Origin of the sequence: Nocardia sp. NPDC046763 (assembly GCF_040645495.1) — a bacterium.
Taxonomy (GTDB): Bacteria; Actinomycetota; Actinomycetes; order Mycobacteriales; family Mycobacteriaceae; genus Nocardia.
In genome coordinates, this window is record NZ_JBEYYI010000009.1 from 153,310 (window position 1) to 175,112 (window position 21,803).

The 21,803-nt window shown below is 66.9% G+C and carries 21 protein-coding genes and 1 pseudogene; 7 read left to right on the forward strand and 15 right to left on the reverse strand.

Annotated features, from left to right (window positions below):
* Positions 1-321: 321 nt before the first annotated feature.
* Complete coding sequence (locus ABZ909_RS17035) at positions 322-1,470, reverse strand: amidohydrolase family protein (protein ID WP_357000184.1); 1,149 nt, start codon at positions 1,468-1,470, stop codon at positions 322-324.
* 98 nt (positions 1,471-1,568) lie between these two features.
* Here ABZ909_RS17035 and ABZ909_RS17040 point away from each other — a divergent pair, with 98 nt between their 5' ends.
* Positions 1,569-2,216 carry a helix-turn-helix domain-containing protein gene (locus tag ABZ909_RS17040; protein ID WP_357000187.1) on the forward strand — a complete coding sequence of 216 codons (648 nt, stop codon included), beginning with the start codon at positions 1,569-1,571 and terminating at the stop codon, positions 2,214-2,216.
* A 2-nt stretch (positions 2,217-2,218) separates the two neighbouring features.
* Here ABZ909_RS17040 and dmpG read toward each other — a convergent pair whose 3' ends face one another.
* The 12 genes and pseudogenes from dmpG to ABZ909_RS17100 form a co-directional block, all read right to left on the reverse strand.
* Entirely contained in the window at positions 2,219-3,232 is a 1,014-nt protein-coding gene (dmpG, locus tag ABZ909_RS17045; RefSeq protein ID WP_357000189.1) for a 4-hydroxy-2-oxovalerate aldolase, read from the reverse strand.
* Complete coding sequence (locus ABZ909_RS17050; RefSeq protein ID WP_357000192.1) at positions 3,229-4,176, reverse strand: acetaldehyde dehydrogenase (acetylating); 948 nt, start codon at positions 4,174-4,176, stop codon at positions 3,229-3,231. The genes dmpG and ABZ909_RS17050 overlap by 4 nt, the downstream gene beginning before the upstream one ends.
* Positions 4,173-4,991 (reverse strand): fumarylacetoacetate hydrolase family protein, encoded by an 819-nt coding sequence (locus tag ABZ909_RS17055; RefSeq protein WP_357000194.1) that lies wholly within the window; start codon positions 4,989-4,991, stop codon positions 4,173-4,175. The genes ABZ909_RS17050 and ABZ909_RS17055 overlap by 4 nt, the downstream gene beginning before the upstream one ends.
* A complete protein-coding gene (locus ABZ909_RS17060; protein ID WP_357000196.1) occupies positions 4,988-6,775 on the reverse strand; it encodes a bifunctional 3-(3-hydroxy-phenyl)propionate/3-hydroxycinnamic acid hydroxylase in 1,788 nt (595 codons plus the stop codon). Before ABZ909_RS17060 ends, ABZ909_RS17055 begins: the two co-directional genes overlap by 4 nt.
* Entirely contained in the window at positions 6,772-7,800 is a 1,029-nt protein-coding gene (locus ABZ909_RS17065) for a VOC family protein (protein WP_357000198.1), read from the reverse strand. Before ABZ909_RS17065 ends, ABZ909_RS17060 begins: the two co-directional genes overlap by 4 nt.
* 2 nt (positions 7,801-7,802) lie before the next feature.
* On the reverse strand, positions 7,803-8,666 hold the full coding sequence (locus tag ABZ909_RS17070) for an alpha/beta hydrolase (protein WP_357000201.1): 864 nt from the start codon (positions 8,664-8,666) through the stop codon (positions 7,803-7,805).
* A 420-nt stretch (positions 8,667-9,086) separates the two neighbouring features.
* A complete protein-coding gene (locus ABZ909_RS17075; RefSeq protein ID WP_357000203.1) occupies positions 9,087-10,832 on the reverse strand; it encodes a hydrogenase maturation protein in 1,746 nt (581 codons plus the stop codon).
* An 82-nt stretch (positions 10,833-10,914) separates the two neighbouring features.
* Positions 10,915-11,134, reverse strand: a pseudogene (locus tag ABZ909_RS17080) (hypothetical protein); the annotation flags it as partial.
* 123 nt (positions 11,135-11,257) lie between these two features.
* Positions 11,258-13,147 carry a hypothetical protein gene (locus tag ABZ909_RS17085; RefSeq protein ID WP_357000205.1) on the reverse strand — a complete coding sequence of 630 codons (1,890 nt, stop codon included), beginning with the start codon at positions 13,145-13,147 and terminating at the stop codon, positions 11,258-11,260.
* Between the two features lie 11 nt (positions 13,148-13,158).
* A complete protein-coding gene (locus ABZ909_RS17090) occupies positions 13,159-14,175 on the reverse strand; it encodes a protein phosphatase 2C domain-containing protein (protein ID WP_357000207.1) in 1,017 nt (338 codons plus the stop codon).
* On the reverse strand, positions 14,175-14,846 hold the full coding sequence (locus tag ABZ909_RS17095; protein WP_357000209.1) for a VWA domain-containing protein: 672 nt from the start codon (positions 14,844-14,846) through the stop codon (positions 14,175-14,177). Before ABZ909_RS17095 ends, ABZ909_RS17090 begins: the two co-directional genes overlap by 1 nt.
* A gap of 125 nt (positions 14,847-14,971) precedes the next feature.
* The gene (locus ABZ909_RS17100) at positions 14,972-15,232 is read right to left on the reverse strand and encodes a helix-turn-helix transcriptional regulator (protein ID WP_357000211.1); all 261 of its coding nucleotides are present in this window, start codon (positions 15,230-15,232) and stop codon (positions 14,972-14,974) included.
* A gap of 223 nt (positions 15,233-15,455) precedes the next feature.
* On the opposite strand from ABZ909_RS17100, the gene ABZ909_RS17105 reads away from it, so the two are divergent.
* The 3 genes from ABZ909_RS17105 to ABZ909_RS17115 all read left to right on the forward strand — a co-directional run bounded on the left by ABZ909_RS17105 (position 15,456) and on the right by ABZ909_RS17115 (position 18,952).
* A complete protein-coding gene (locus ABZ909_RS17105; protein WP_357000213.1) occupies positions 15,456-16,199 on the forward strand; it encodes a response regulator in 744 nt (247 codons plus the stop codon).
* A gap of 192 nt (positions 16,200-16,391) precedes the next feature.
* Positions 16,392-17,822, forward strand: coding sequence for a phenylacetate--CoA ligase family protein (locus ABZ909_RS17110; protein WP_357000215.1), 1,431 nt, complete (start codon positions 16,392-16,394; stop codon positions 17,820-17,822).
* Positions 17,819-18,952, forward strand: a complete 1,134-nt coding sequence (locus ABZ909_RS17115) for a ThiF family adenylyltransferase (protein WP_357000217.1) — start codon at positions 17,819-17,821, stop codon at positions 18,950-18,952. Before ABZ909_RS17110 ends, ABZ909_RS17115 begins: the two co-directional genes overlap by 4 nt.
* 15 nt (positions 18,953-18,967) lie before the next feature.
* Here ABZ909_RS17115 and ABZ909_RS17120 read toward each other — a convergent pair whose 3' ends face one another.
* Entirely contained in the window at positions 18,968-20,263 is a 1,296-nt protein-coding gene (locus ABZ909_RS17120; protein WP_357000220.1) for a TetR family transcriptional regulator, read from the reverse strand.
* A gap of 180 nt (positions 20,264-20,443) precedes the next feature.
* On the opposite strand from ABZ909_RS17120, the gene ABZ909_RS17125 reads away from it, so the two are divergent.
* On the forward strand, positions 20,444-20,731 hold the full coding sequence (locus ABZ909_RS17125; RefSeq protein ID WP_357000222.1) for a LuxR C-terminal-related transcriptional regulator: 288 nt from the start codon (positions 20,444-20,446) through the stop codon (positions 20,729-20,731).
* 9 nt (positions 20,732-20,740) lie between these two features.
* On the opposite strand, the gene ABZ909_RS17130 is transcribed toward ABZ909_RS17125, so the two are convergent.
* The gene (locus ABZ909_RS17130) at positions 20,741-21,118 is read right to left on the reverse strand and encodes a hypothetical protein (RefSeq protein ID WP_357000225.1); all 378 of its coding nucleotides are present in this window, start codon (positions 21,116-21,118) and stop codon (positions 20,741-20,743) included.
* 213 nt (positions 21,119-21,331) lie between these two features.
* Here ABZ909_RS17130 and ABZ909_RS17135 point away from each other — a divergent pair, with 213 nt between their 5' ends.
* Positions 21,332-21,487, forward strand: coding sequence for a hypothetical protein (locus tag ABZ909_RS17135; RefSeq protein ID WP_357000227.1), 156 nt, complete (start codon positions 21,332-21,334; stop codon positions 21,485-21,487).
* Between the two features lie 9 nt (positions 21,488-21,496).
* Positions 21,497-21,793: a hypothetical protein gene (locus tag ABZ909_RS17140; RefSeq protein ID WP_357000230.1), complete on the forward strand. Its 297-nt coding sequence runs from the start codon at positions 21,497-21,499 to the stop codon at positions 21,791-21,793.
* The last annotated feature ends 10 nt before the right edge of the window (positions 21,794-21,803 follow it).

A 21,803-nucleotide genomic window follows, 5' to 3' on the forward strand; every position in this document is an offset into this window, starting at 1 on the left:
TCCGACACGGCTCTGGTGCCATCCACCCTCACCGGCACCTTCAAAGCGTATCGCGCAACCATTCAGCACACACCGGTACGAGAGGCCCTCGAGCCTTCAGCCGGGGGAACAACGCCTCCGCGTTACCGCGGTCGATGGCCGCAGATCGATGCCGCCGGGACGAATTCCCCTGGCGTGCAGCAAGTCCGCGTATTTCGGCGGCACGAGGTGTTGATGGGTGTCGATGCGGTTCCCGTGTCCCACGATTTCTCCTCCTTCAGGGACGATTCACGGTCGGCGAAATATTCCGGCTCGCCTCGCAGTGCGAGCCGAAGCTACGGGTCACCCGTCCACTGCCTGTGCGAGCCGGGGAAGCTGTCGTAGCGGGTTGAGCCGTTCGACCTCCATGCGCTGATCGGTATCGAAGATATCGCTCAGCCCCGGAGCAGGATCGTGGGTCCCCGATTGCGGGAGTGTCATGGCACTGAAGGGCCAATCGGAGCCGAAGACGATGTGTTCGCGAGCGGTGACCGCGAGCACGCTCGACATGGCCGCCGCGGAACCGCTCAGCGCCGTGTCGTAGTAGAAGTTCGAGATCTGTCCTGCGACATCGAGCAGCGAGGGCTTCGGCCAGCCCTGCGGCCACATCTGGCCCACCACGGTTTCCGAGGCCACACCGACCCGCCAGGACAGGAAGGGCAAGGTTCCACCGGCGTGGGCGAGTTGGAAGCGAATATTCGGGTACCGCTGGGTCACCCCGGTCAGCATCATCATGGTGGCGGCGCGGGTGGTGTCGAAGGTGAATTCCTCGAGGAAATCCGGCAGCGGCAGCGCGGGTTTGGCGGTGCCGGGGATGGCCGCGGGATGGACGAAGACATAGGCGCGGCGCTGTTCGAGCGCGAGCATCAGCGGTTCGAATCGCGGGTCGCCGAGATAGACGCCGTCGTAGGCCGACAGCAGGATGACCCCATCCAGGTGAAGGTCGTCCAAGGCGTAGATCGCCTCCTCGATGGCGGCAGGGATGTCGGGCATCGGTAGTACCGCGAACGCGCCGAAACGGCTCGGGTCGGATTTGAAAAGCCCTGCCGCATAGGTGTTGCAGTAGCGGGCCATGTCGGCGGCTGCCCTGCCGGACAGGAACGATACGCCCGGGTCGGACACCGAAAGCGCCTGCGCCTGAATGCCGTAGTAGTCCATGAACGCGATCGCGGCTTCCGGCGACCAGTCGGGCGTCGGGTAGCCACCGATGGTGAGGTGACCGTGCTCGAGCAGTGCGGCGCGGTAATCCGGCGGCAGGAAGTGCGCATGCAGATCGATGCGGTAGGCGCCGGTCGGCGCGGGCTGCTGGGCGCGGGCAGGAACCGCCAGGTCGATCGGCACGGCCGCAGCGGTTGCCGCGGCGCCGAGCGTACCCGCGACAACGCCGCCCAGAACCCGGCGGCGATTCATCGTCGCCGGCGGCCGTGGGAAGGATTCGCGCACTTCGTTCATCGCCTTCTGAATTGGGGACAGCGGTTGGGAGGGCGAAATCGTGTCTGATGGATTTGTCAGATATGATTCGCGTAAGGTTTTCGACCGGAAGTGAGACCATGGCAGCCGAACCTGTCACTCGAAATCGCATCGACCGGCGGCGCGAGCGCACCCGTAACGCGTTGCTCGGCGCAGCACGGAAGTTCTTGTCGGAGGGGCGATCCGCGGTCAGCATTCAAGAGATCACCGACGCGGCCGATGTCGGTTTCGGATCCTTCTACAACCACTTCGACTCCAAGGAGCAGCTCTTCGACGAGGCGGTGCGCTCGGCCCTGCAGGTCTACGCCGAACTGCGTGACCGCATCGTGGAGCTCTACGACGACCCGGCCGAGGTGTTCGCGGTCAGCTTCCGGATGACCGGGCGTCTGCAGCGGCAGATGCCGGAAATGGTGAGGGTGATCCTGCATTCCGGCATGTCGATCCTGCTGCACGACGAGGGCCTGGCCCCGCGCGCCCGCCGCGATATTCTCGCCGCGCAGGAGGCGGGCCGCTTCGAGCCGATGGATGCGGATATGGCGATCATGGCCGCCGGCGGTGCCCTGCTGGGCCTGCTGCAGCTGCTGGACGCCCAGCCGGACGCCGACGCCGACGCGCGCACCGACGAGATGACCTTTCACATGCTGCGCATGTTCGGCATGAACAAGCGCGCCGCGCAGAAGCTCACCAGCAGTCCGCTGCCGCAGCTGCCGCAGCTGCCGGAATCCTGAGGTCACCCCGCCCGGCCGCCGATCAGGTCGAGGGCGATATCGACGATCATGTCCTCCTGCCCGCCCACCAGGCCACGGCGACCGGCCTCGGTCAGCAGGTCACGGACATCGACTCCATAAGTGGCGGAAGCCTTTTCGGCATGCCGCAGGAAGCTCGAGTACACGCCAGCGTAGCCCAGGGTGAGCGTCTCGCGATCGACCTGCACCGGCCGGTCCAGCAGCGGGCGGATCAGGTCGTCCGCCGCGTCGGTCAGCCGGTTCAGCTCGGCCCGGTGTTTCCAGCCGCTGAGCTCGGCGACGGCCGCGAACGCCTCCAGCGGCGTATTGCCCGCTCCCGCACCGAGACCCGCCAGCGACGCGTCGACGCGTATCGCGCCTTCTTCCACCGCAACCACGCTGCTGGCAACGGACAGCGAGAGATTCTGGTGCGCGTGGATGCCGATCTCGGTGGCGGTCTCCAGCACGTCGCGATAGGCCCGCACGCGGTCACGGACCCCGCTCATGGTGAGCCTGCCACCGGAGTCGGTGACGTAAACACAGTGCGCGCCATACGATTCCATGAGCTTGGCTTGGGCGGCGAGGCCGGCCGGGGTGTTCATATGGCTCATCATCAGGAAGCCGGACACGTCCATGCCCAGATCGCGGGCGTAGGCGATGTGCTGGGCCGCGATATCGGCCTCGGTGCAGTGGGTGGCCACCCGTACCGAGCGCACGCCGAGGTCGTAGGCGCGGCGCAGATCGTCGATGGTGCCGATACCGGGCAGCAGCAGCGTGGTGAGCCGGGCGCGGGTGAGCGCACCGGCCGCCGCCGCCAGCCACTCCCAGTCGGTGTTACTGCCGGGACCGTAGGTCAGGCTGCCGCCGTGCAGCCCGTCGCCGTGCGCGACCTCCACGGCGTCGACACCGGCGGCGTCCAGCGCCGCCGCGACGGCGGCGACGGTTTTCGGCGTGATGCGGTGCCGCAGGGCATGCATGCCATCCCGCAGCGTCACGTCCTGGAGGAAAACTTCTGTCATCGGACACTCTCCCGGGTGGTGGCGGCGACGCGTTCGGCGACGCGCACGGCGGCCGAGGTCATGATGTCGAGGTTTCCGGCATAGGCGGGCAAATAGTGTGCGGCGCCTTCGACTTCGAGGAAAACCGAAACCTGGTGGGTGACAACGGCGTCACCGACCAGAGTGTGCAGCGGCGCCCCCGGGCCGACCGGCGTGATCTGCACGGCCTGCTTCAGCCGGTAGCCCGGCACGTACGCGGCGACATCGGCGATCATCCGCTCGATCGAATCCCGCACGGCCACATGGGTTCCCGGATCGGGGTCGCCGATCAGCGCCAGCACGGTGTCGCGCATGATCAGCGGCGGTTCGGCCGGATTGAGGACGATGATGGCCCGCCCGCCGGTCGCCCCGCCGACGACTTCGATGGCGTGCGAGGTGGTCTCGGTGAACTCGTCGATATTGGCGCGAGTACCGGGACCCGCCGACTTCGAGGCGATGGACGCGACGATCTCGGCATAGGGCACCTCGGTGACGCGGGCGATGGCGGCGACGATCGGAATCGTGGCCTGTCCCCCGCAGGTCACCATGTTCACGTTGGGCGCGTCCAAGTGCTGGTCGATATTGACCGCGGGAACGACGAACGGGCCGATGGCGGCCGGAGTCAGGTCGATCAGCCGCTTGCCGTACGGTTCGAGCGCGGCGGCGTTGGCGCGATGCGCACCGGCGGACGTAGCGTCGAAAACGATCTCGATCTCGTCGAAGTGCGGCATGGCGATGAGTCCTTCGACGCCCTTGGCCGTCGTGGGTACGCCCAGCCGGTCCGCGCGGGCCAGACCGTCGGAGGCGGGATCGATACCGACTATGGCCGCCATGTCCAGCGTGTCGGAGTGGCGCAGTACCTTGATCATCAGATCGGTGCCGATATTGCCCGAGCCGATGACGGCTACTTTCGTCCGGTGACTCATTGTTCCTCCTCCAGAGCGAATTCGACGGCGCCGAGTGTCCTTGCGCCACTGAACAGTTCGGAGCGCACCCGGGCGCCCGGACGCAGCGGCGCCATCGGTCCGAGCGCGCCGGAGAGCACGATCTCCCCGGCCCGCAGCGGCTCGCCGAAGTCGCGGGCGGCGCGGGCCAGCCAGGCCAGGGCCTCGAGCGGATCCCCGAGGCAGGCCGAACCCGTTCCCGTGGAGACGATCTCACCGTTGATCGCCATGTTCATGGCGATCTCGCGCGGCTCGAACTCGGTGAGCGACAGCCGCTCGGAGCCGAGCACGAACCAGCCGCTGGAGGCATTGTCGGCGACCGTGTCGGCGAAGCTGATGTCCCAGCCGGCGATGCGGCTGTCGACGATCTCGATCGCGGCGACCGCGTAGTCGACCGCGTCGCGCACGCTGGTCGCGTCCAGCAGGTCGGCGTCCAGGTCGGCGTCCAGCACGAAGGCGAGCTCGGCCTCCACCTTGGGCTGCAACAGCCGGGGCCGTTGCGCGGCCGCCGTTTCGGTGACATCCATGTCGCCGAGCAGCACACCGAAATCCGGCTGGTCGACGCCGAGCTGCTGCTGCACCGCCGGGGACGTGAGTCCGATCTTGCGGCCCACGATCCGCGCGCCCGCGGCCACCCGCTCGTCGACCCCGAGGCGCTGGACCGCGTAGGCCAGCGTGACATCGTCGGGGCCGATGAGATCGCGCACCGGGGCGCTCGGAGTACCGAGGCGCGCAGCGACGGCCAGTCGTTCGGCGGCGGCGCGCACTGCGGGCGAATCAGTCACGATGGCGGTCACATGGCCTCCTCGAAGTGGGGTTCGGTAGCCGCGGACTCCGCATCGGATGGGGCCGGGTCGGCCGCGGTCCGATCGTGTTCTGCGGGTGCGACAGCCTCGAGCGGACTCGGCACGGAAACCCCGAGTTGACTGAACAATTCGGCGATCAGCGCACCGCCGCGGCCGGGGTCCGCGCCGCCGAAGACATACCGGTCCGGGCGGAGCAGGAGCAGCCCGCCGATGCCGATGCCCGCCTTGGCGAAGAAGCGAGCCAGTGCCCCCGTGTGGTCCTCGACATCGACGTAGTCGGCACCCGCATTGCGGCCATCGCCGGGCTTGCCCTGTGGTCGACCGCCGAGCGGATAGAGGGTGACGAACCGGGCACCCAGCGCGCGCAACGCCGCCAGGTCGTCCGCGCCGAGTCCGGCACGCGGGTCGACGCCGTAACCGATCACCGAAAAGCCCAGGCCCAGCACATCATCGAAACGACGGTGGTGTCCGTCGTACGTCCGGATCTCCGGCTGCGGGGCCAGTCCGCCTTCGACTCCACGCCATCCGCGGCGTGGCAGGCCGAGGTAGGCGTCGCGGCGGAAGCGCGGCGCCGGCCGCATTTTCGCCTCCCGAATCCATCCGCTCAGCCCCGGCACCCGCAATGCGGTGGTCAGCGCGAGGTCCCGGGCCGCCGCGACCAGCTTGTTGTCCACGGACACCAGCGCCTTGTTGAACACCGACAGATCGATCATGGCCTTGGCGTGCGGGCGGCGCTCGGATTCGTAACTGTCCAGAATCGATTGGCTCGCACCGTATTTGATGATCGCGGTCAACTTCCACGACAGGTTGTCGGCATCGCGCACCCCGGAATTCATGCCCTGGCCGATGAACTGCGGGGTCATGTGCGCGGCGTCACCCGCGATCAGGATCCGCCCGACGCGCCAGCGGTCGGCGATGACCGCGTTGAAGGTGTACACCAGCTTGCGCAGCACCTCGACCTCGTCCGGGTTCACGAAGCGTTCGAGGTGGCGGCGGACGGTCTCGTCGTCCTCCATCTCCTCCTTCGTCTGCGCGTCGTTGAGCATGAACTCGAATCGGTGGTGCCCATCCGGCTGCGGACAGGACACGATCGGCAGCTCGGGATCACAGACGAAATCGAAGTACGGCAGATGCCGGAAGGCGTCCACGCCGTCGCGGGCCTTCAAGTCCACGACCAGCCAGCGTTCCGGGAAGCTGGTGCCGGTCATGTCGATTCCCAGTTTGGTACGCACCACACTGCGGCCCCCGTCGCAGCCGACCAGGAACTTCGCGCGCACCCGCTCGGCCGTGTCCGGATCGCTGCTCGGCACATGCTTGCCGTAATCGGTGCCGTGGCACTCGGCGTGTACCACGGTGACCGTGTCCGCGTTCTGGCTGAAGTCGACGACTTCCCGGCCGCGGCGCACCGTCACGTGCGGGTACCGCTCCAGTGCGCGTTCGAGGGTGTTCTCCAGGTACGGCTGGTACAGGAAGTTCACCACCGGCCAGCCCAACCGGCGTTCGGTCTGCTGGAACTGGATCAGCACCCGGCCATCGGCGCGCACCCACTGCACGGCGGAGTCGACATTCATGTCTGCCGCGAGTTCGTCTGCGGCACCGGCTGTTTGGAAGATTCGCATGCCTTCGTCGTCGGTATAGACCGCCCGCGCGAGGCCGTAGTACTCGGGCTCGCGTTCCAGGACGAGCACGCTGACTCCACGCCGGCCGAGCAGATTGGCCAGGGTCAGGCCGCTCGGGCCGAGGCCCACGACCACCACGTCGTAGTCGGTGTTCATCGGATGCGTCCTCCTGCCAGTTCCGGCACGGTGATCTCCGGTGTGCGCACGGTCCGCAGCGCCTGGCGGAACTGGCCGAACCTGTCCAGCACCGTCTCCCCCACCGGGGTGTGTCCCCACCTGCTGATGCCCTGGTAAGTCGTCGGCTCCCAGGTGGATTCGAGCTCCGGGCCGATGATGATCGGGTTCCAGCCGACCTCGAGTTCGAAGCCCGACGGAGTCACGCTGTAGTACGACAGCTGCCGATCGTTGGTGTGCTGGCCGACCGACCACGCCATCCGGAAGCCCAGATCCTCCACCCGCTGGAAGGAGGCGAGCATGTCGTCCAACGTCAGGGACTGAATATTGATGTGCTGCACCCGGGTCCGGATCGGATCGACCTTCACGCCACGCAGATTGGCGATGGCAATCGAGTGGTGGCGCTCGTTGACCCGCAGGAAACGGATCTTCATCTTCAGCCCGGAAACGGTCTCGTCGATGTAATCCGACAACCGGGAGTCGAAAACGGTCTCGTAATAGCCGCGCAACGCCTCGGGCTCCCGCGAGACGATCGCGACGTGCCCCATACCGGCTTCACCGGTCACCCAGCCGGAGCTGAGCATCCGCAACGGCTCGGGGGTGGTCACCGGCGCCGTGAAGATCTCCTGCACCAGGCCTTTAGGCCCGGCGAAGCGCCACAACCGCTCCACTCCGCGCAGGAGCGCCTCTTCGGCGGCGCCCTCGGCGATCGGCACGCCGCGATCGGCGATCCGGGCGATGATGCGATCGAAGGTCTCGTGATCATCGATCTGCCAGCCGAGTGCGGTCACGTCCTCGGCGGGACCACGCTGGACGAGGAAGCGACAGGTGTGGTCATCGAGGCGGAAGCGCAGACCGGCGCTATCGAGGGCGTCGACGTGCATCCCGATCGCGTCGGCGCCGAAGCGCCGCCAATCGGCCTGCCGATTCGATTGCACGACAATATATCCCAGATGCACCGCACCGAAGACCGAGCCGTCCGTATCGGGACGCAGGAACTCGCTCACTGCTACGCCTCCAGAAAAGCGGTGGCCAGTGTGTTGAACAGGTCCGCGCGCTCCCACTGCACCCAGTGGCCGGTGTTGGCCGCCAGGTACAGGTCGCAGTTGGGCATGGCGTCGACCAGCATGCGACCGCCCTCCGGCCGGTTCACCTTGTCATCGGTCCCCCAGACCACCAGCGTCGGCTGTTCGACCTTGCGCAGGCGCGAGTCGCGCGTGAAATCCATGCGCAACAGCGTGCGCAGCGCCAGCGGCCCCGACGGCCGCCGCAACGGCGGATTCGCCACCACAGCCGGATCGAGGCTGGCCTGATAACGCGCCTCGATGAGCTCCTCGGGCACCGAATCACCGTCGAACACCAGGTATTCGCGAATGAAGCGGGTGAGCTTCTCCCGGCTCGGGCCACTGCCCGTGTAGTAGTTCAGCAGCTGCTGAAGTCCGGCGGTAGGCAGCGCACGCGTGGTGCCCACACCACCGGGCCCCATGAGGATCAGCCGGTTCACCTTCTCCGGGCGGTCCATGGCCAGCCGCAGTGCCGCGGCGCCGCCATAAGAGTTGCCGATCAGATGCGCGGAGGCGATGCCGAGCTCGTCGAGCAACCCGCCCACCGCCTGCGCGAGATCACCGAACGGGTCGGCCGGGTCGATCCACTTCGACGACCGCCCGTATCCGGGCATGTCCGGCACGATGACATGGAACCGCTGCGCCAGCGCCTCGATATTGCGCGAGTAGTTCGACAACCCGGACGCCCCGGGCCCGCCACCATGCAGCAGCACCGCCGCGGACCCGGAACCGGCCTCGTCGAAGTAGATCTGCCGTCCCCCCACCCGGACCGTCCGCCCGGTGCCGACGCCCTTGTCGATGCTTGTCATCTCCACCTCCAGAACCAATGTTGATCAAATCATCAGTTGCGATTACATCCCTTGTCAAGGCGATTCTGATAAGAGCGTCAGAAGTGGTGGATTCCGACAGATACATCCACACCCGGCAGTCCCGGCAACACTGCCATGACTATGACCAGATCATCAAGTACGATCATTCGGTCATATCACTGCCGACCGTGACCGGATCCAGGAGAAGGCGGGTGGGCCACTACCAGACCAATGTGCGCGACCTGGAGTCGGCACGAGCGCCGCGTTCGCCGACGAAAGCGAGCGACGGCGAGGTCATTTGCGACACGCAGCGCGGGCCGAGCACGAATCCGCTGACCAACATGAGGTAGGCGACCGCTGGGATACCCCACCCGTACCTGAAATGATCGATAACCATCAGGTCTGCTCCGTTTGCGTGAGTTATCCGAGAATGTGGGCGGGAGTGGCCGAGGGGCGAACGTTCGTCACGAAGTCGTGGCGGAGCCGGTGATAGGGTTCGCCCGCACCGTAGAAGTGTTGACGCATCCGGCCGAGTTCCTCGGATCGATACGCCGCCAAGGGCTTTGCCGCCTCGTCCACTGCGCGGCAATGCTTCTTCGCGAGCAGTCGACCCGCTGTGGCAGACCCGGCCGCCGACAATATGGCGGCCTCTCGCCTCACCCAGGCGCGAAACTCTCCGACATCTCCTGGAACGACAAGATCCACCAGGCCGAGAGCCTCGGCGGCACGTGCACCAACCGGCAGCGCTTCCCGCATCAGGCGATCGGCCTGCTGTGTACCGACCCGGCGTGGCAACGTGTAGGTCCAATACTCGGACCCGTACAAACCCATCAGCCGGTAATGCGGGTTGAGCACGGTGGCCTCCCGGCACCAAACCTCGTCAGCGGCCAGTGCCAGCATCACTCCACCCGCAGCCGCGTTCCCGGCCAACGCCGAGATCACCAATTTGTCCGTGGTCGTGAGAATCGCCTCGACCAGGTCGTCGATGGCGTTGATATTGCGCCAGGACTCGTCGGCGGGGTCGCCGGCGGCCTCGATCACGTTGAGGTGGATGCCGGTGGAGAAGAAGTCGCGCGCCGGCCCCAGCACGAGCACGGTTGTCGGTCGAGCGCACGCCTGCCGATACGTGTCCAGTAGCCGCCGGCACTGATCCGTGCTCATTGCTCCACCGGCAAAAGAGAATTCGAGATGGCCGACGTTCCCGAGTTCGTAGTACCGCAGCTCCGACCAGGTATCGCGGGTTGCGGCCTCGGCTGCCGAAATGGGAAGGTCCGGCACTCCGGCCAAGAGCTCGCGGTCCATCACCGCAGTGGCGGGCAGTTTGAAAGTCGCTGGGCCGCCGGGCATCCGGCGGCTGCGCAACTGCGGCAGCCAGACCGCGCCGTCCACGGTGGCTCGGCAGATCGCACCATCCCGAGTAGCGAGAACGGCGCCTGGCGCCCCGCGCAGTCGATCCTCGCGATGCCCGCCGTGCACGAAGTACTGACGCCCGTACAGCTCGTCCAGCACGCCGGGTCGGGAGTCGGCCGCGCGCAGCTTGCGCAGCACCATTTCCGTGCTGTCGCTGGACCAATCGATACGTCGAAACTCCTGCGCGTGATACGGCCGCTGCCGTCCGTGGACATCGGGACGGTCGTAGTCGAGCGGTTCGGGCTCGAAGCCCCCCTGCTCGAATTGGTCAACCGCCCGCAAAACCGCGCACATCGCTGCATCGGCGACCTCGGTACGGTACAACTCACCTTTCCCACAGAGCCGCATCACAAACGACTCCGAGGCCCAGATCGGACCCGCGTCCATTTCCGCGACAGCCTGCAGAACGGTGACGCCCCACTCGGTGGCACCGGAACTGATCGCCCAGTCCAGCGCCGACGGACCTCGGTCACCCTTCGGACCCGGATGCACGATCAGCACTGTGTTCTCCGACCAAATATCTTCTGGCACAGCGACTGTCAGCATCGGTGCAAGGATCAATTCGGGCCGGAATCGCGCTACGCCTGCCCGTAGCGACTCGTCGCCGAGCGCCAGTTCGACCCCCACGCAGTGCCCCCGCTGCCGCAATTCCGCGTGCATACGCTGCGTGAGGCTGTTGAATACGCTTGCGAGAAGCAGGATTCGCATTGGTTTCCTTAAAGGGCTGATCTCGTAGCGGCACAAACCGATACCCACCGGAAATTCGAAACAATGACGAACAGAGAAATGTCTCTCAGGTGCTCCTACCCATCAGCAGCACCCTATGGGACGGAGTGTGCTACGGATGCGCCCGCCACTCGGGAACATATGAATCAACACCTTGCCCATCAGGGACCGGCCGGCGCGGCACAGACGACAGACCACCCCAGCACAGCGCGACTACAGCATCGACCGCATCCCCCCTTGGAGACCGGGCGATCAGCTTCCAGCCAGTACTGTGCCGCGAATTGGCTGGCGCCGACCAGTCCGAGGACTGCGCCGAACGGTTCCACTTGCGTGCCCGCGAAACCGGGCGAGGATCGTCAACAGTTGCGGCTTCGACTCGATTTCTCTCGAGCTGATTGTGACCGAGACGTGAGATCGATAGCAGGTGCATTTGCACTGCAACTGCTTCTCGCCCTTCACGATTGATAGCGGGTGCTGCCGTCGACCGGGTGGGTGGTGCTGATCAGTTTGGCGTAGCAGTGGTCGCGGTCGAATCCGTTGGCGGCGCACCATTGGATCGCGCCGTCGGAGGTCGGGAAGGCGACTCCGGCAATGGTGATCCAGTAGTCCGGGTAGCTGAAGGTCGACCATGTGCCCGACCACAGCAGCCGCGCATTCGGATAGCGCTGACGCAATCGGAGATGCTCGGCGAGGATATCGGTGTGGTGCCAGGTGATTCCCTCGGCAAGGAGGTCGAGTTTCTTCGAACTCAACTGCGGCACCCAGCGATCCGCCAGGTCCCGCAGGATGACGGACTGGTCCGCCCCGGCAGTGGCTTGCAGTCCCGCCAGGCTCATCGCCTCGGTGTAGCCGGCATCGGATGTCGATGGTGCGGCCGTCACCACACCGCCCACCGTCGCGCTCGTCATGCCCGCCGCGCCCTGGCTTCCCGCCTGCTCGACCGACACCGCCAAATCGGTTGTGATGGACAGGGTGTCCGCGGGCCGCCAGAATTGGCCGGCCGGGAATCGGAATACCTGCTGGGCGGTGCTCGGCGTCGGCGGCAGGACGATGGGCGAGACCGACAGGTCGAAGATGCCCGACGCCACGGTGCCGGCGGAGGTCGAGACGGTCAGTCTGGTCCGGCTCGACGACAGCACATCGCCCCCGGGGCACGCGGCGACGGCATTCACGCTGATCTCCAGCGAATCCCCCACGGCTGCAGCACGTGTGACGGAGATCTTCGGCGGCAGGGAGCACGTGGTCACCGGCCGGGAGCCGGCGAGTGCGGGACCGGAGGTCCGGCCTGTGCTGTGGTTGAACAGCAGTATCCCCGCGACCAAGAGCACGGCGGCGACCGCCAGCGCCGCCGGCCCCCGCCGTCGCGTCGACAGCGCCGGACGGGACGGAATCGCTGGGATCGGTTGCACCGCTGGTGATTGCCGGGGTGCCGGGGCCGCCGGCGGACGCGGTGCCGACAGCCGCGGCCGGTGTGTCGACGCGGTCCGAGCGGCATCGGCCAATGTGGCGAGCCAGTCTGCGGGCGCGGGCCGGGCCTTAGGCGTTGCCGACAGCGCCGCGCCGACCAGAGCGCGGACCGGGGCCGGTACGAACGGCGGGAGCCGATCCGGATCGCGAATGCTCTGGTCACCGGCGAGCAAGCGCAGGGCCAGCAATCCGAGTTTGTACGCGTCGGATTCCGGAGTGGCGAGGTCCTCGCCGGAATTGACCGCCCGGACTTCCCAATCCGGAGTCTCGACCTGCGCGGTGACCGTGCGATCCCCCAATCGCATTGCGTCGCAGTCGATGAGGTAGACCTGTGGGTCCGGTCGCAGTGAGAACAGCAGGTTCATCGGCGACATGTCGCCGATCGCGATGCGCTGCCGGTGCAGGACCGACAGCGACTCGGCGGTCTGGATCAGCAGTTCGTATCGGTTCCGGTCGGTCAACGCGATTCCACGCCGCGTGAGAACGCTGTCGTCGTTGAGCAGATGCTGAAACTGCGCCGTGGTCGATGTCACCCCGGAGGAGACGGTCATGTCGATGAAGAACTTGCCCGGGATTGCCGGCATCACGAATCCGATCACGGTGCCCGAGGCGTCCTCCTCGACCAGCCGGCACGGCCATGCCGCCCGCGACAGCAGATCGAATCCCTCTGAGAAGGACAGCGATTCGAGGTAGTCGGGCATTGCCTCCAAGGCCGCGACGTCCACCGTCGGCAGCACGGTCGGCTTGTACTCCTTGTAAACCATCGAAGTCGCGTACTGCATACGCGCCCGTGGCGCGTGGTACACCACTCCTTGGCCGCCCTCGGCCAATTTCTGCAACGCGCCCAGGGCGGACCGCTTCAACCGCTGCTGCACCATCGCTGTTTCTCCTACCCCCCGCTGGGCCAGACGGCCACGAGCGTGCGATCGTCGTCGAAGGTCTCGCGGGAGAAGTCGAGGACATGGGCGAACTCGATCGGCGCGGGCACCCGGTGGGCGAGCGTGTCGCGGAACAACCCGCCGACCACCCCCGTGCCGCCGCCGAGCGGGTCGCCGAAACCGTCTGTCCCGACCAGTAATACGTCGCCCGGCCAGATGACGAGTTCCACCGGCCGGATGTCATCGGGCACGCGGGGCAGCCCGCTCACGGCCGAGGACGTCAGTCCGGCGTCGGTCGGCTCCTTGCCGCCCCAGACCGGGTGGAAAACGCCATCCGACAGCAACCATGCCCCGGAATCACCCACGCCGGCGATCACGGCCGACAACGTGCCGTCGTTGTTCGCTTCGCACACAACGCATGTCAGGGTTGTCGCGAGTGCCAGCTCGGCCTGTGCTGCGTCCGTGTCCGGTGTCGACAGCACGGTAGCGGCGTGTTCGATGAGCGTCCAGGCAGTGTTCTCGAACAATGACCGCCAGGCGATGTCCGAAAGTTCACCGGTGGCCTCGGATTCCAGCCACTGGGTGGCATAGCGTACGGCCGCGGTCGAGCCGATGTGCGAGTGGCGGGCCGCCGAGACCCCGTCCGCGACCGCGATCGCCAGTCGGCCGCGGTCACCCGGGACCGTGATCGCGAGGTCGTCCTGCCGGGGCGCGCCGTTGTATCGGTGCAGATGTCCGCGCAGCGAGGCGGCCCGAATCGTGAATCCGCCGTGCGACCAGCCGTCGATCACGGTGTCGGGCCGGTACGGCGTGCGCCGGTACCCGTTGCTGACCGCGCTGGGCTCGAATTCCGGTGTCGGATCGCCGACGATGATCGGCCGGCTCGACAGCCACCCCATCGACTCCGGCGGGTCCGCGCGGGGTACCAGGTTCGTGCGGGGTACGACATCCACGGCCGGGTTCGGCGACTGGGCCTCGGGTTCGCGCAGGCTGGGAGTCCCCCTGTCCCGCTTCGCTTTCGACCACATCAGACGGTGTCCACGGCCAGCGACAGGAAGTTGTCCGGCTTCTGGATCTGCAGCGACGCCTGGCCCGAGGACAGAGCCTGGCCGGAGTTGATCACCGACTGGGTCAGTGCGGTGATGAACGTCGAGATCGCCACCCCGGTGTCGGTGCCCGCCGCGGTGATGAAGGCGTACTGCGGGCTCGTCGCGACCTGTCTGATCACGTCCGCGTTCGCCTGGCCGATGCCGAAGGCGAGGATATTCGGGCGGGCGGCGAATTCGGTCAGACGGGCGCGCTCGGCCTGCCACGGGTCCCCGGAGTTCGGGGCGCCGTCGGTGAGGAAGAAGACTGCGGGCCGGTTCACCAGGTAGCCATCGGATTTCAGCCGCGCGATGTCGGCCGGGATCCGGGCGGTGAGGGTGGCGAACGCCGCGGCGAACGACGTCGAACCGCGCGCGGTGAGCCGCGGCATATCGTCGAGGTTGCGCAGGTCGGTCGGCTCCAGGTGGCACACCGCGGTGTCGGAGAATCCGATGACGCAGAATCGGACCTTTGCCGCGGCCATCGACGCCAGGTGCAGCGCGTCGAGCAGACTCGTCAGTCCGGAATTCAGGTCCCCGATGTCGTCGGCCATCGAATAGGACTCATCCGCCACAAAATAGACCGGAAGGATTGTTGCTTTCGGCTCGGTCATAAGGTGACCAACTTTCTTCTGGCATGTCGGTTGATCGGCTGATCACATGCGCCGGGGAACATTCGGTTGCAGAATGGATGCGGACCGCAATGGCAGCAATCGAATTCGGGGACCGCAGTGCCGCCTCACCATTCATCCAGGTCGATGATCTCGTCCTGCACGGCCCGTGCGAACAATGCGGCCTTGGTGGCGGCGCTGCGATCGGCTGCCGCGTATTTGGCGCGAATTCGCGCGATGTGGGTGCTGACCGTCGCTACCGACAGGTACAGCTCTTGCGCGGCAGCCTCTTTCGAGTCACAGCGCAGCCACGCGAGCAGCACCTGTACTTCGCGCGGACTCAGGGCCGGACGAACATGTGGTGGTGTGTAGTCCAGTGGCACAGACATCGGTGCTCCTTCGACGGACCGTGCGCCGACAGCCCGGCGGCGGCGAACGGATGATCTCTCGGTCTCGGTGTCGTGGTATCCACGCCACCGCTGTGATCCACGATCCTCGGCAGGCCGGCGGGAAACAGCCGGGCAAATCACATATCTGCCGCGATACCCGGCAGGAAACCCGCCCGTGTGGCGGTGCGTCGGCAACATCTTGCTCGATTGGGGGGTGGCAGTGATGACCACGACGATGGGCTACCGCATTCTGGTGGCGTCGCCGCTGGGCAAGGTCGTGGAACCGGTCTTCGGGGAACTGTTCCCGGGGGCCACCGTGGCCATCGCGATAAGCAAGGACGACGTTCGGCGCTCCATCATGAACAACGTCCGCTTCGACGTCGTCCTCACCGATCTGGTGTGGAACCGCCCGGAACTCGCGGTCGAGCTGTCGTTCGACGGCCTCGACGTGCTGCGCCTGATGCACGAGGCCGACCGGGTGGCGCCGGTGATCCTGGCGGCTCAGGGGCACAGCATGGAGCGCGAACATCTGGAGGAGGCGCGGCGCCACCCGGAAGTCGCCTACGTGTACCAGAAATCGACCGGTCTCGATCCGTTGCTGGCCGCCATCCGATCCGTCGCACACGGTCGCCGGGAGCCGCCGACCGGGCCCACCCATCCGCGCCCGCTGTGTGAATTGTTCGAGGGCCGACGGGGTGCGACCGCGGCGCGCCTGGCCGGTGCGATCGCGTCGGGCCGCGCCGTCGATCTCGCCTCGCTCGCCGGTGTGGCCGGTGTCGGCGCCAACACCGCGAGCAAGGTGACCAACCACTACCTCGGGCCGATCATTCGCGAACGGGCCGAACACGATCCGCTGCAGCCGATGACGCTGCCGGTGGTCGCCCGCTGGTGCGGGCTGCACATGCGCTACATCGTCAGCTGGTGCCGCCGCCACGGCAATGGCGATGTCGTGCACCCCTACGCCTAATCAGGCAATTCGCAACATCGTTGCGCCACTTGATATTTCGAATCGTGCGCGTCCGCTGCCACGCAACTCCGGGACCGGTCGGTCCCACTGCTGTGCCGATCCCCGGGTATGAGCCGGATCCGCAGCGGTACCGGGGGATTGGTGCGGGTGCAGTCGAGACAACCAGTCTCGCTGCACGAAAGGACCGCAGCGATGTCTGCACCCACTCCCCCGCTCGAAGGCCGGGGATTCATCCGTGCCCGGGACCTCGCGCTCCGGGCCGCTCAACAGATACCGGCCTACGGGAAATTCCTCGCCGCCAACGGAATCGACCCCGAGGCGATTCACACCGCGGCGGATTTCGCCCGGATACCACCCATCGACAAGGACAACTACCTGCGCCGCCACGTTCTGCACGAGCTGTTGTGGCAAGGCCAGATCACGCGGGCCGCGACGTGGTCGACCAGTTCCGGATCGTCGGGGAGCCCGACCTATTGGCCGCGGGCCCGCCGCTCGGGCGCCGAGGCCACGACCCTGTACTCACGAATCCTGCGGTCCGGCTTCGGGGCCGACACCCGATCCACCTTGCTGGTCGTCGGGTTCGCCATGGGCGACTGGATCGGAGGTGTGCTCACCTTCGCCGCCGGTGTCGGTCTGCACGAGCGCGGCGCCCGGTTGTCGGTGATCCCGCCCGGGGGTGACGCCGACGCCATCCTGCGCGATATCGCCGCGCTCGGACCGTACTACGACCAGGTCGTGCTCGCCGCCTATCCGCCCTTCGCCAAGGACGTGCTCGACCGCGCCGGTGCCGAGGTGCTCGGCCAGGATGTCAAGCTCGTACTCGCGGGCGAGAGCATCAGCGAGGAATTCCGTGATCATCTGCTGGATCGGCTCGGCAAACCGGGTCGTCCCGGCGATATCCGCTCGATCTACGGCGCCGCCGAGGCGGGCATCCTGGGCCACGAGACCGCCACTTCGATCGCGGTGCGCCGCCTCGCGGCCACCGATGCGACCCTGTACCGCAAGTTGTTCGGCGATGACCCCGTCCCGCCAACCTTCGTCGAGCACGACCCCGAGTACCGCTATTTCGAGTCCGACGACCAGGGCCGGTTGTTGTTCACCGTCGACAACGTCCTACCTCTGGTTCGGTATCGCATCGGCGACGTGGGCGAGGTGCTCACCGCCGTGGCGGTCGAGGATGCGCTGCGCGAGTGCGGCTACCAGCTGCCGGTGACCACGTCCGCGGCCGGTTGCGGCTTCGTGACGGTGCGCCGCCGCCCCGACATCGCCACCACGTTCTATGCCGTCAAACTGTATCCGGATGGTATCCGCGCGGCGCTCACCGACCCGCGCCTGGCCGTAGTCGTGAGCGGAAAGTTCGTGCTGGACACCGTCATTGCCGAGGATCATGCCCAGACACTCACGCTGCGTATCGAATTGCGTCCCGGGGTGAATCCGGACGCCGCCGACCGGGAGCTGCTGCGCGCGGTCGTCCTGACCGGGCTCGAGCACACCAGCACCGAGTATCGCCGGCTGCGGGAGATGCTCGGCGATCGAGCCGAGCCGGTGATCTCGCTGCATCCCTTCCGCAGCACCGATTTCCGTTTCGAGACCAAGCACCGCTGGACGGGAGGAAACCGATGATCAGCATCCTCGATCCCGCCGTCGACGCCGACATCATCGCGGCAGTCCTCGCACCGGAGTCCGGCTACCGGTTCGTCGACGGCTGGGTCACCGCCCTGCCGGAGCTCGCGACGTTGGATCGACCGTCGGCGTGCGGGCGGGGACTCGACCCCGACCGCTACGCCGCCACGGCGTGGCCACCGGATATTCGCGATCGCATGAGCCGCTACATCGTCTATCCGTGGCGGCGGACCGTGGTGAAACTGCCGGAGAGCCACTACTTCCGGTGGTTGCGCAGCGCGCGCAACCGATACCTGATCGATCGTGACGAGCAGACGGTGTGGACCGGTGCGCTGATCGGTATCGCCGGTCTGAGCATCGGCGCGTCAGTGCTGTCCGCGTGCGCGCTGACCGGCGCCGGCCGATTCCGGCTCGCGGATACCGACGTACTGGGGCCGACCAATCTCAACCGGCTCCCCGCATCGGTGTGCGACCTGGGCGTGACCAAACTCGAACTGGCGCAACGACGCACGCTCGAACTCGATCCGTACACCGAGATCACCGCCGTGGCGGAAGGATACTCGCCCGAATCCGCGCCGCGGTTCCTCGGCACCGGCCCGGACCGCGAACCGCTGGCGGTACTGCTGGAGGAGATGGACGACTTCGCCATGAAGGTGGACATCCGGCTGCGCGCCCGCCGGGCACGGATACCCGTGCTGATGGTCACCGACCACGGGGACAACGTGATCCTCGACATCGAGCGCTACGACCTCGATGCCGAGTACCCGTTGTTCCACGGCCGCGCAGGCGATCTGGGCGAGACGACCGCGGCGCGACTGTCGGACCCGCGCACCCGCGCACGGCTGGCGAATCTCATCGTGGGGCCCGAGGTGACCCCGCGCACGCGGTTCTCGCTCACCCAGGTCGGACAGAGCCTGCCGTCGTGGCCACAGCTGGGTACCGCCGCGACGGCCGCCGGCGCGTTCGGGGCACTGGCAGCCAGGCTGCTGGTCACGGGGGCCGAATTGCCGTCCGGCCGTTACCGTCTGGATCTGGACGCGGCAATACTCGGTGCGGCGGCGCGGCGTTCGGATCGGTGGAACGAGCTGTCCGAGGCAGAGTTCACCGCCCTGATGGCGCCGCCGCACTGAAAGCCCCGCGCCGAGTCAGCGCACGCACAGGCCCGCCAGGAGAATGCGGCCGACCACGGCCGCATTCGTCTGCGGTGAGTCGGCGCGGTGGGTGAAGCAGCGCAGTAGCAGCGTATTGGTGAGGGTCGAGGCGATGTCGATGGCGGACAGGGAATCCACGAAGATGCCGTCGCGCTGGCCCCGTTCGATCACGGGGACCACCAGCCGCGGGAAATTCAATTCCTCCCGGATCGACATCGTTCCGGCCGGGGCGGCCACGGTGTCGTGAGTGACCACCATGATGAGCGCGTCCGTCAATGCGGATTCGGTCGCTACGAGGGTCGCGCAGCGTGTCAGATGGTTGGTCAGGATATCCAGCTCGGGAAGTCCGATGACCTGCTCGTCCTCGATCGACTGCGCCAGCGCAGCGAAACCTGGCCGCAGGCCGGCCACGATGAGATGGGTCTTGGTGGGAAACAGCCGCTGCGTCACGTCCACCGGAATGTCCGCCCGGGCCGCGATGCCCGCCAGTTGCGCCGCGAAATACCCTCGTTCGGCGAACTCCGTGCGCGCGGCTGCGAGCAGTGCCGGGCGCGGATCCTGGACCAGCCGGGCGGATCGTCCCGGGGCGGAATCGAATCCGGTCAGCACATCGTCGATGTGCTCGTGCAGTTCGCCGGTATCGACGGCGGCGTTCACCAGCGCGAGCAGCGTGTCGGCGAGCAGTCGCGCCGAGACGGAGTCGCTGCCCAAGCGCCCGCGAACACGGAATCCGTCGACCACGGCGGTCGCGGCCGCGGCGAACTTCGCGGCGGTGAAAGGTTTGCGGAACATGAGGCCGCCGCTGCCCGTCAGCTCCTCCAAGCCCGCGATCAGGGCCTCTTCGCGCCGGGCGTAGTGCGCGCGCATCCCGCGGGCGGCCGGAGGGCTGGTGGTGGCGAAGACCGCGGCGAGCATCAGCCGGGTCGCCACCCGCGCGTCGTGGGCATGACCGAAATGTCTTGTCACCAGGGCACGCATCGCCGCTCGGCGATCGCCGCCCGCATCGGCGAGCGCGGTCCGGACCTCGGCACGGGTGGCCGTCGCCGCCCTTGCGGGTTCGCCGGGTACCGCGGGTTCATCGGGTTCGTCGAGCAGCCGCGCCTTGACCTCCGCGAGAAACTTCTGCTTGGTCCCGAACCTCCGGTAGAAGGTCGCGTGCGACACCCCGGCTCGAAGGATGGCCTCATCGACCTGTAGCCCACGCTCGAGGATGTGGCCGGGATGCTCGGTCAGAAGTTCGACACCGGCGGCTACCAGCTGCCGGATCAGTCGATCGTCGCTGCGCGGCATGGCTTTCAGATCGAGCGCCGGACCGCTGCCGTTACGCGCCGGTGAGAGCGAATGCTCTCATCCGCGACGGTTCGGTCCGCGAATCGACAGTGACCTCGGGCGCACAGGCGAATTGGATGGACAGCACCGAGCCCCGCTGCCGGTCCACATGAAACTCGGAAAGATACAGGACCTTCCGCCATGACGAACACCGACATTTCGCTCCCGGTCGAATCCATCGGCAGCGCACCGCGCGCGACGGTGGTTCCGAAGCTGAGCCTTCGCGAGCGGGAAGTCCTGCTGGCGTGGATTCGCTGTGATTCCAAGGAAGAGGTGCGGACGGTGCTCGGCATCGCGCTGAGCACGGTGAACACCCATCTTTTCCGAATACGAGAGAAGTATGACGCGGTGGGGCGGCCGGCTCATACCAAGGCCCAGCTGGTGGCACGATCGCTCCAGGACGGCTGGATCACCCTCGGGGAGTTGTGAATCGGCGTTTTACCGCGAGTCGATGCCGGCGGCCGACAGCACCGTGCGTGTAGCGCGGGCGAGGAAGCCGGCCAGCGAGGCCGCGCGGTCCGCTGCCGCACCGCGCCCGGCACCGGCGAAATGCGCCGTCGCGTCGCCGGCGGCGAGCACGAAGACGACATGGACGACGACCTGATCCTGGACCACCACGGCCAGTGCGACCACGACCCGGCCGCGGTCGCCGTAGCGTGAACGCGCGGCGGCCGGATCGAGATCTCGCAGTCGCGGGCGGTCGATGCCGATCACGTTGCCGTACCGCCACTTCGGGCCGGATCTCCGGCCGGTCCGCCACACCACCTCGTGCACAGCGTCGATGAGCGAGCCGAGCCGACCGACCGGAACGCTCACCTCGCACGCCTCGTGGTGCCCCACGGGCTCCAGTCTGCGCCGGCCGGGCCGGAGACGGGAGTCGGCGATTCGACCGACAACGCCGGATGCCGTCCGCCGGTCGATGGATGGGCCGTTCATTCATCTGTTCGGCGGATACTGCGAAATCCGGCTCGACCGTATCGTTTTCGCTATTCATCGATATCGGTTCGAATCCAGAAAGGATCACCGGCAATGAGTCAATGCGAGAAATGCTTCAAACATCTCAACGAGTGCCAGTCGTGCAGAGGGCGCGGCGGCAGCAGCGGACTGGGCGGACGCCTGCACTGCTCGGCCTGCAAGGGCACCGGCCTGGTGTGCAACACGCACGGCGGCTTCTGGAAGAAGTGATGAATTCCCATGGACCCCTTCATCGCGGGAATTCTCGTCATCATCGTCTATGACGTCATCGGTGTCGCCGTCGCCAAGGTCTTGTATCCGCGCCGGCACGGCATCGGGATCAAGATAATCAACGGTGGCATGGACGCCGCGCCCGCCCTTCCGATCGTTCTGCTCTGGCCGCTGTGGCTGGCGATTCCGAGCCTGCGCAATCCGGAATTGTGCCGCCACCCCCATCACATCCTCGCGCGCGATGAGGCCCGCGCCAGAATGGACTATTTCCGCGCCGCTGCCGAACGCGACGAACGCTATCGCTGACAGCATGCGT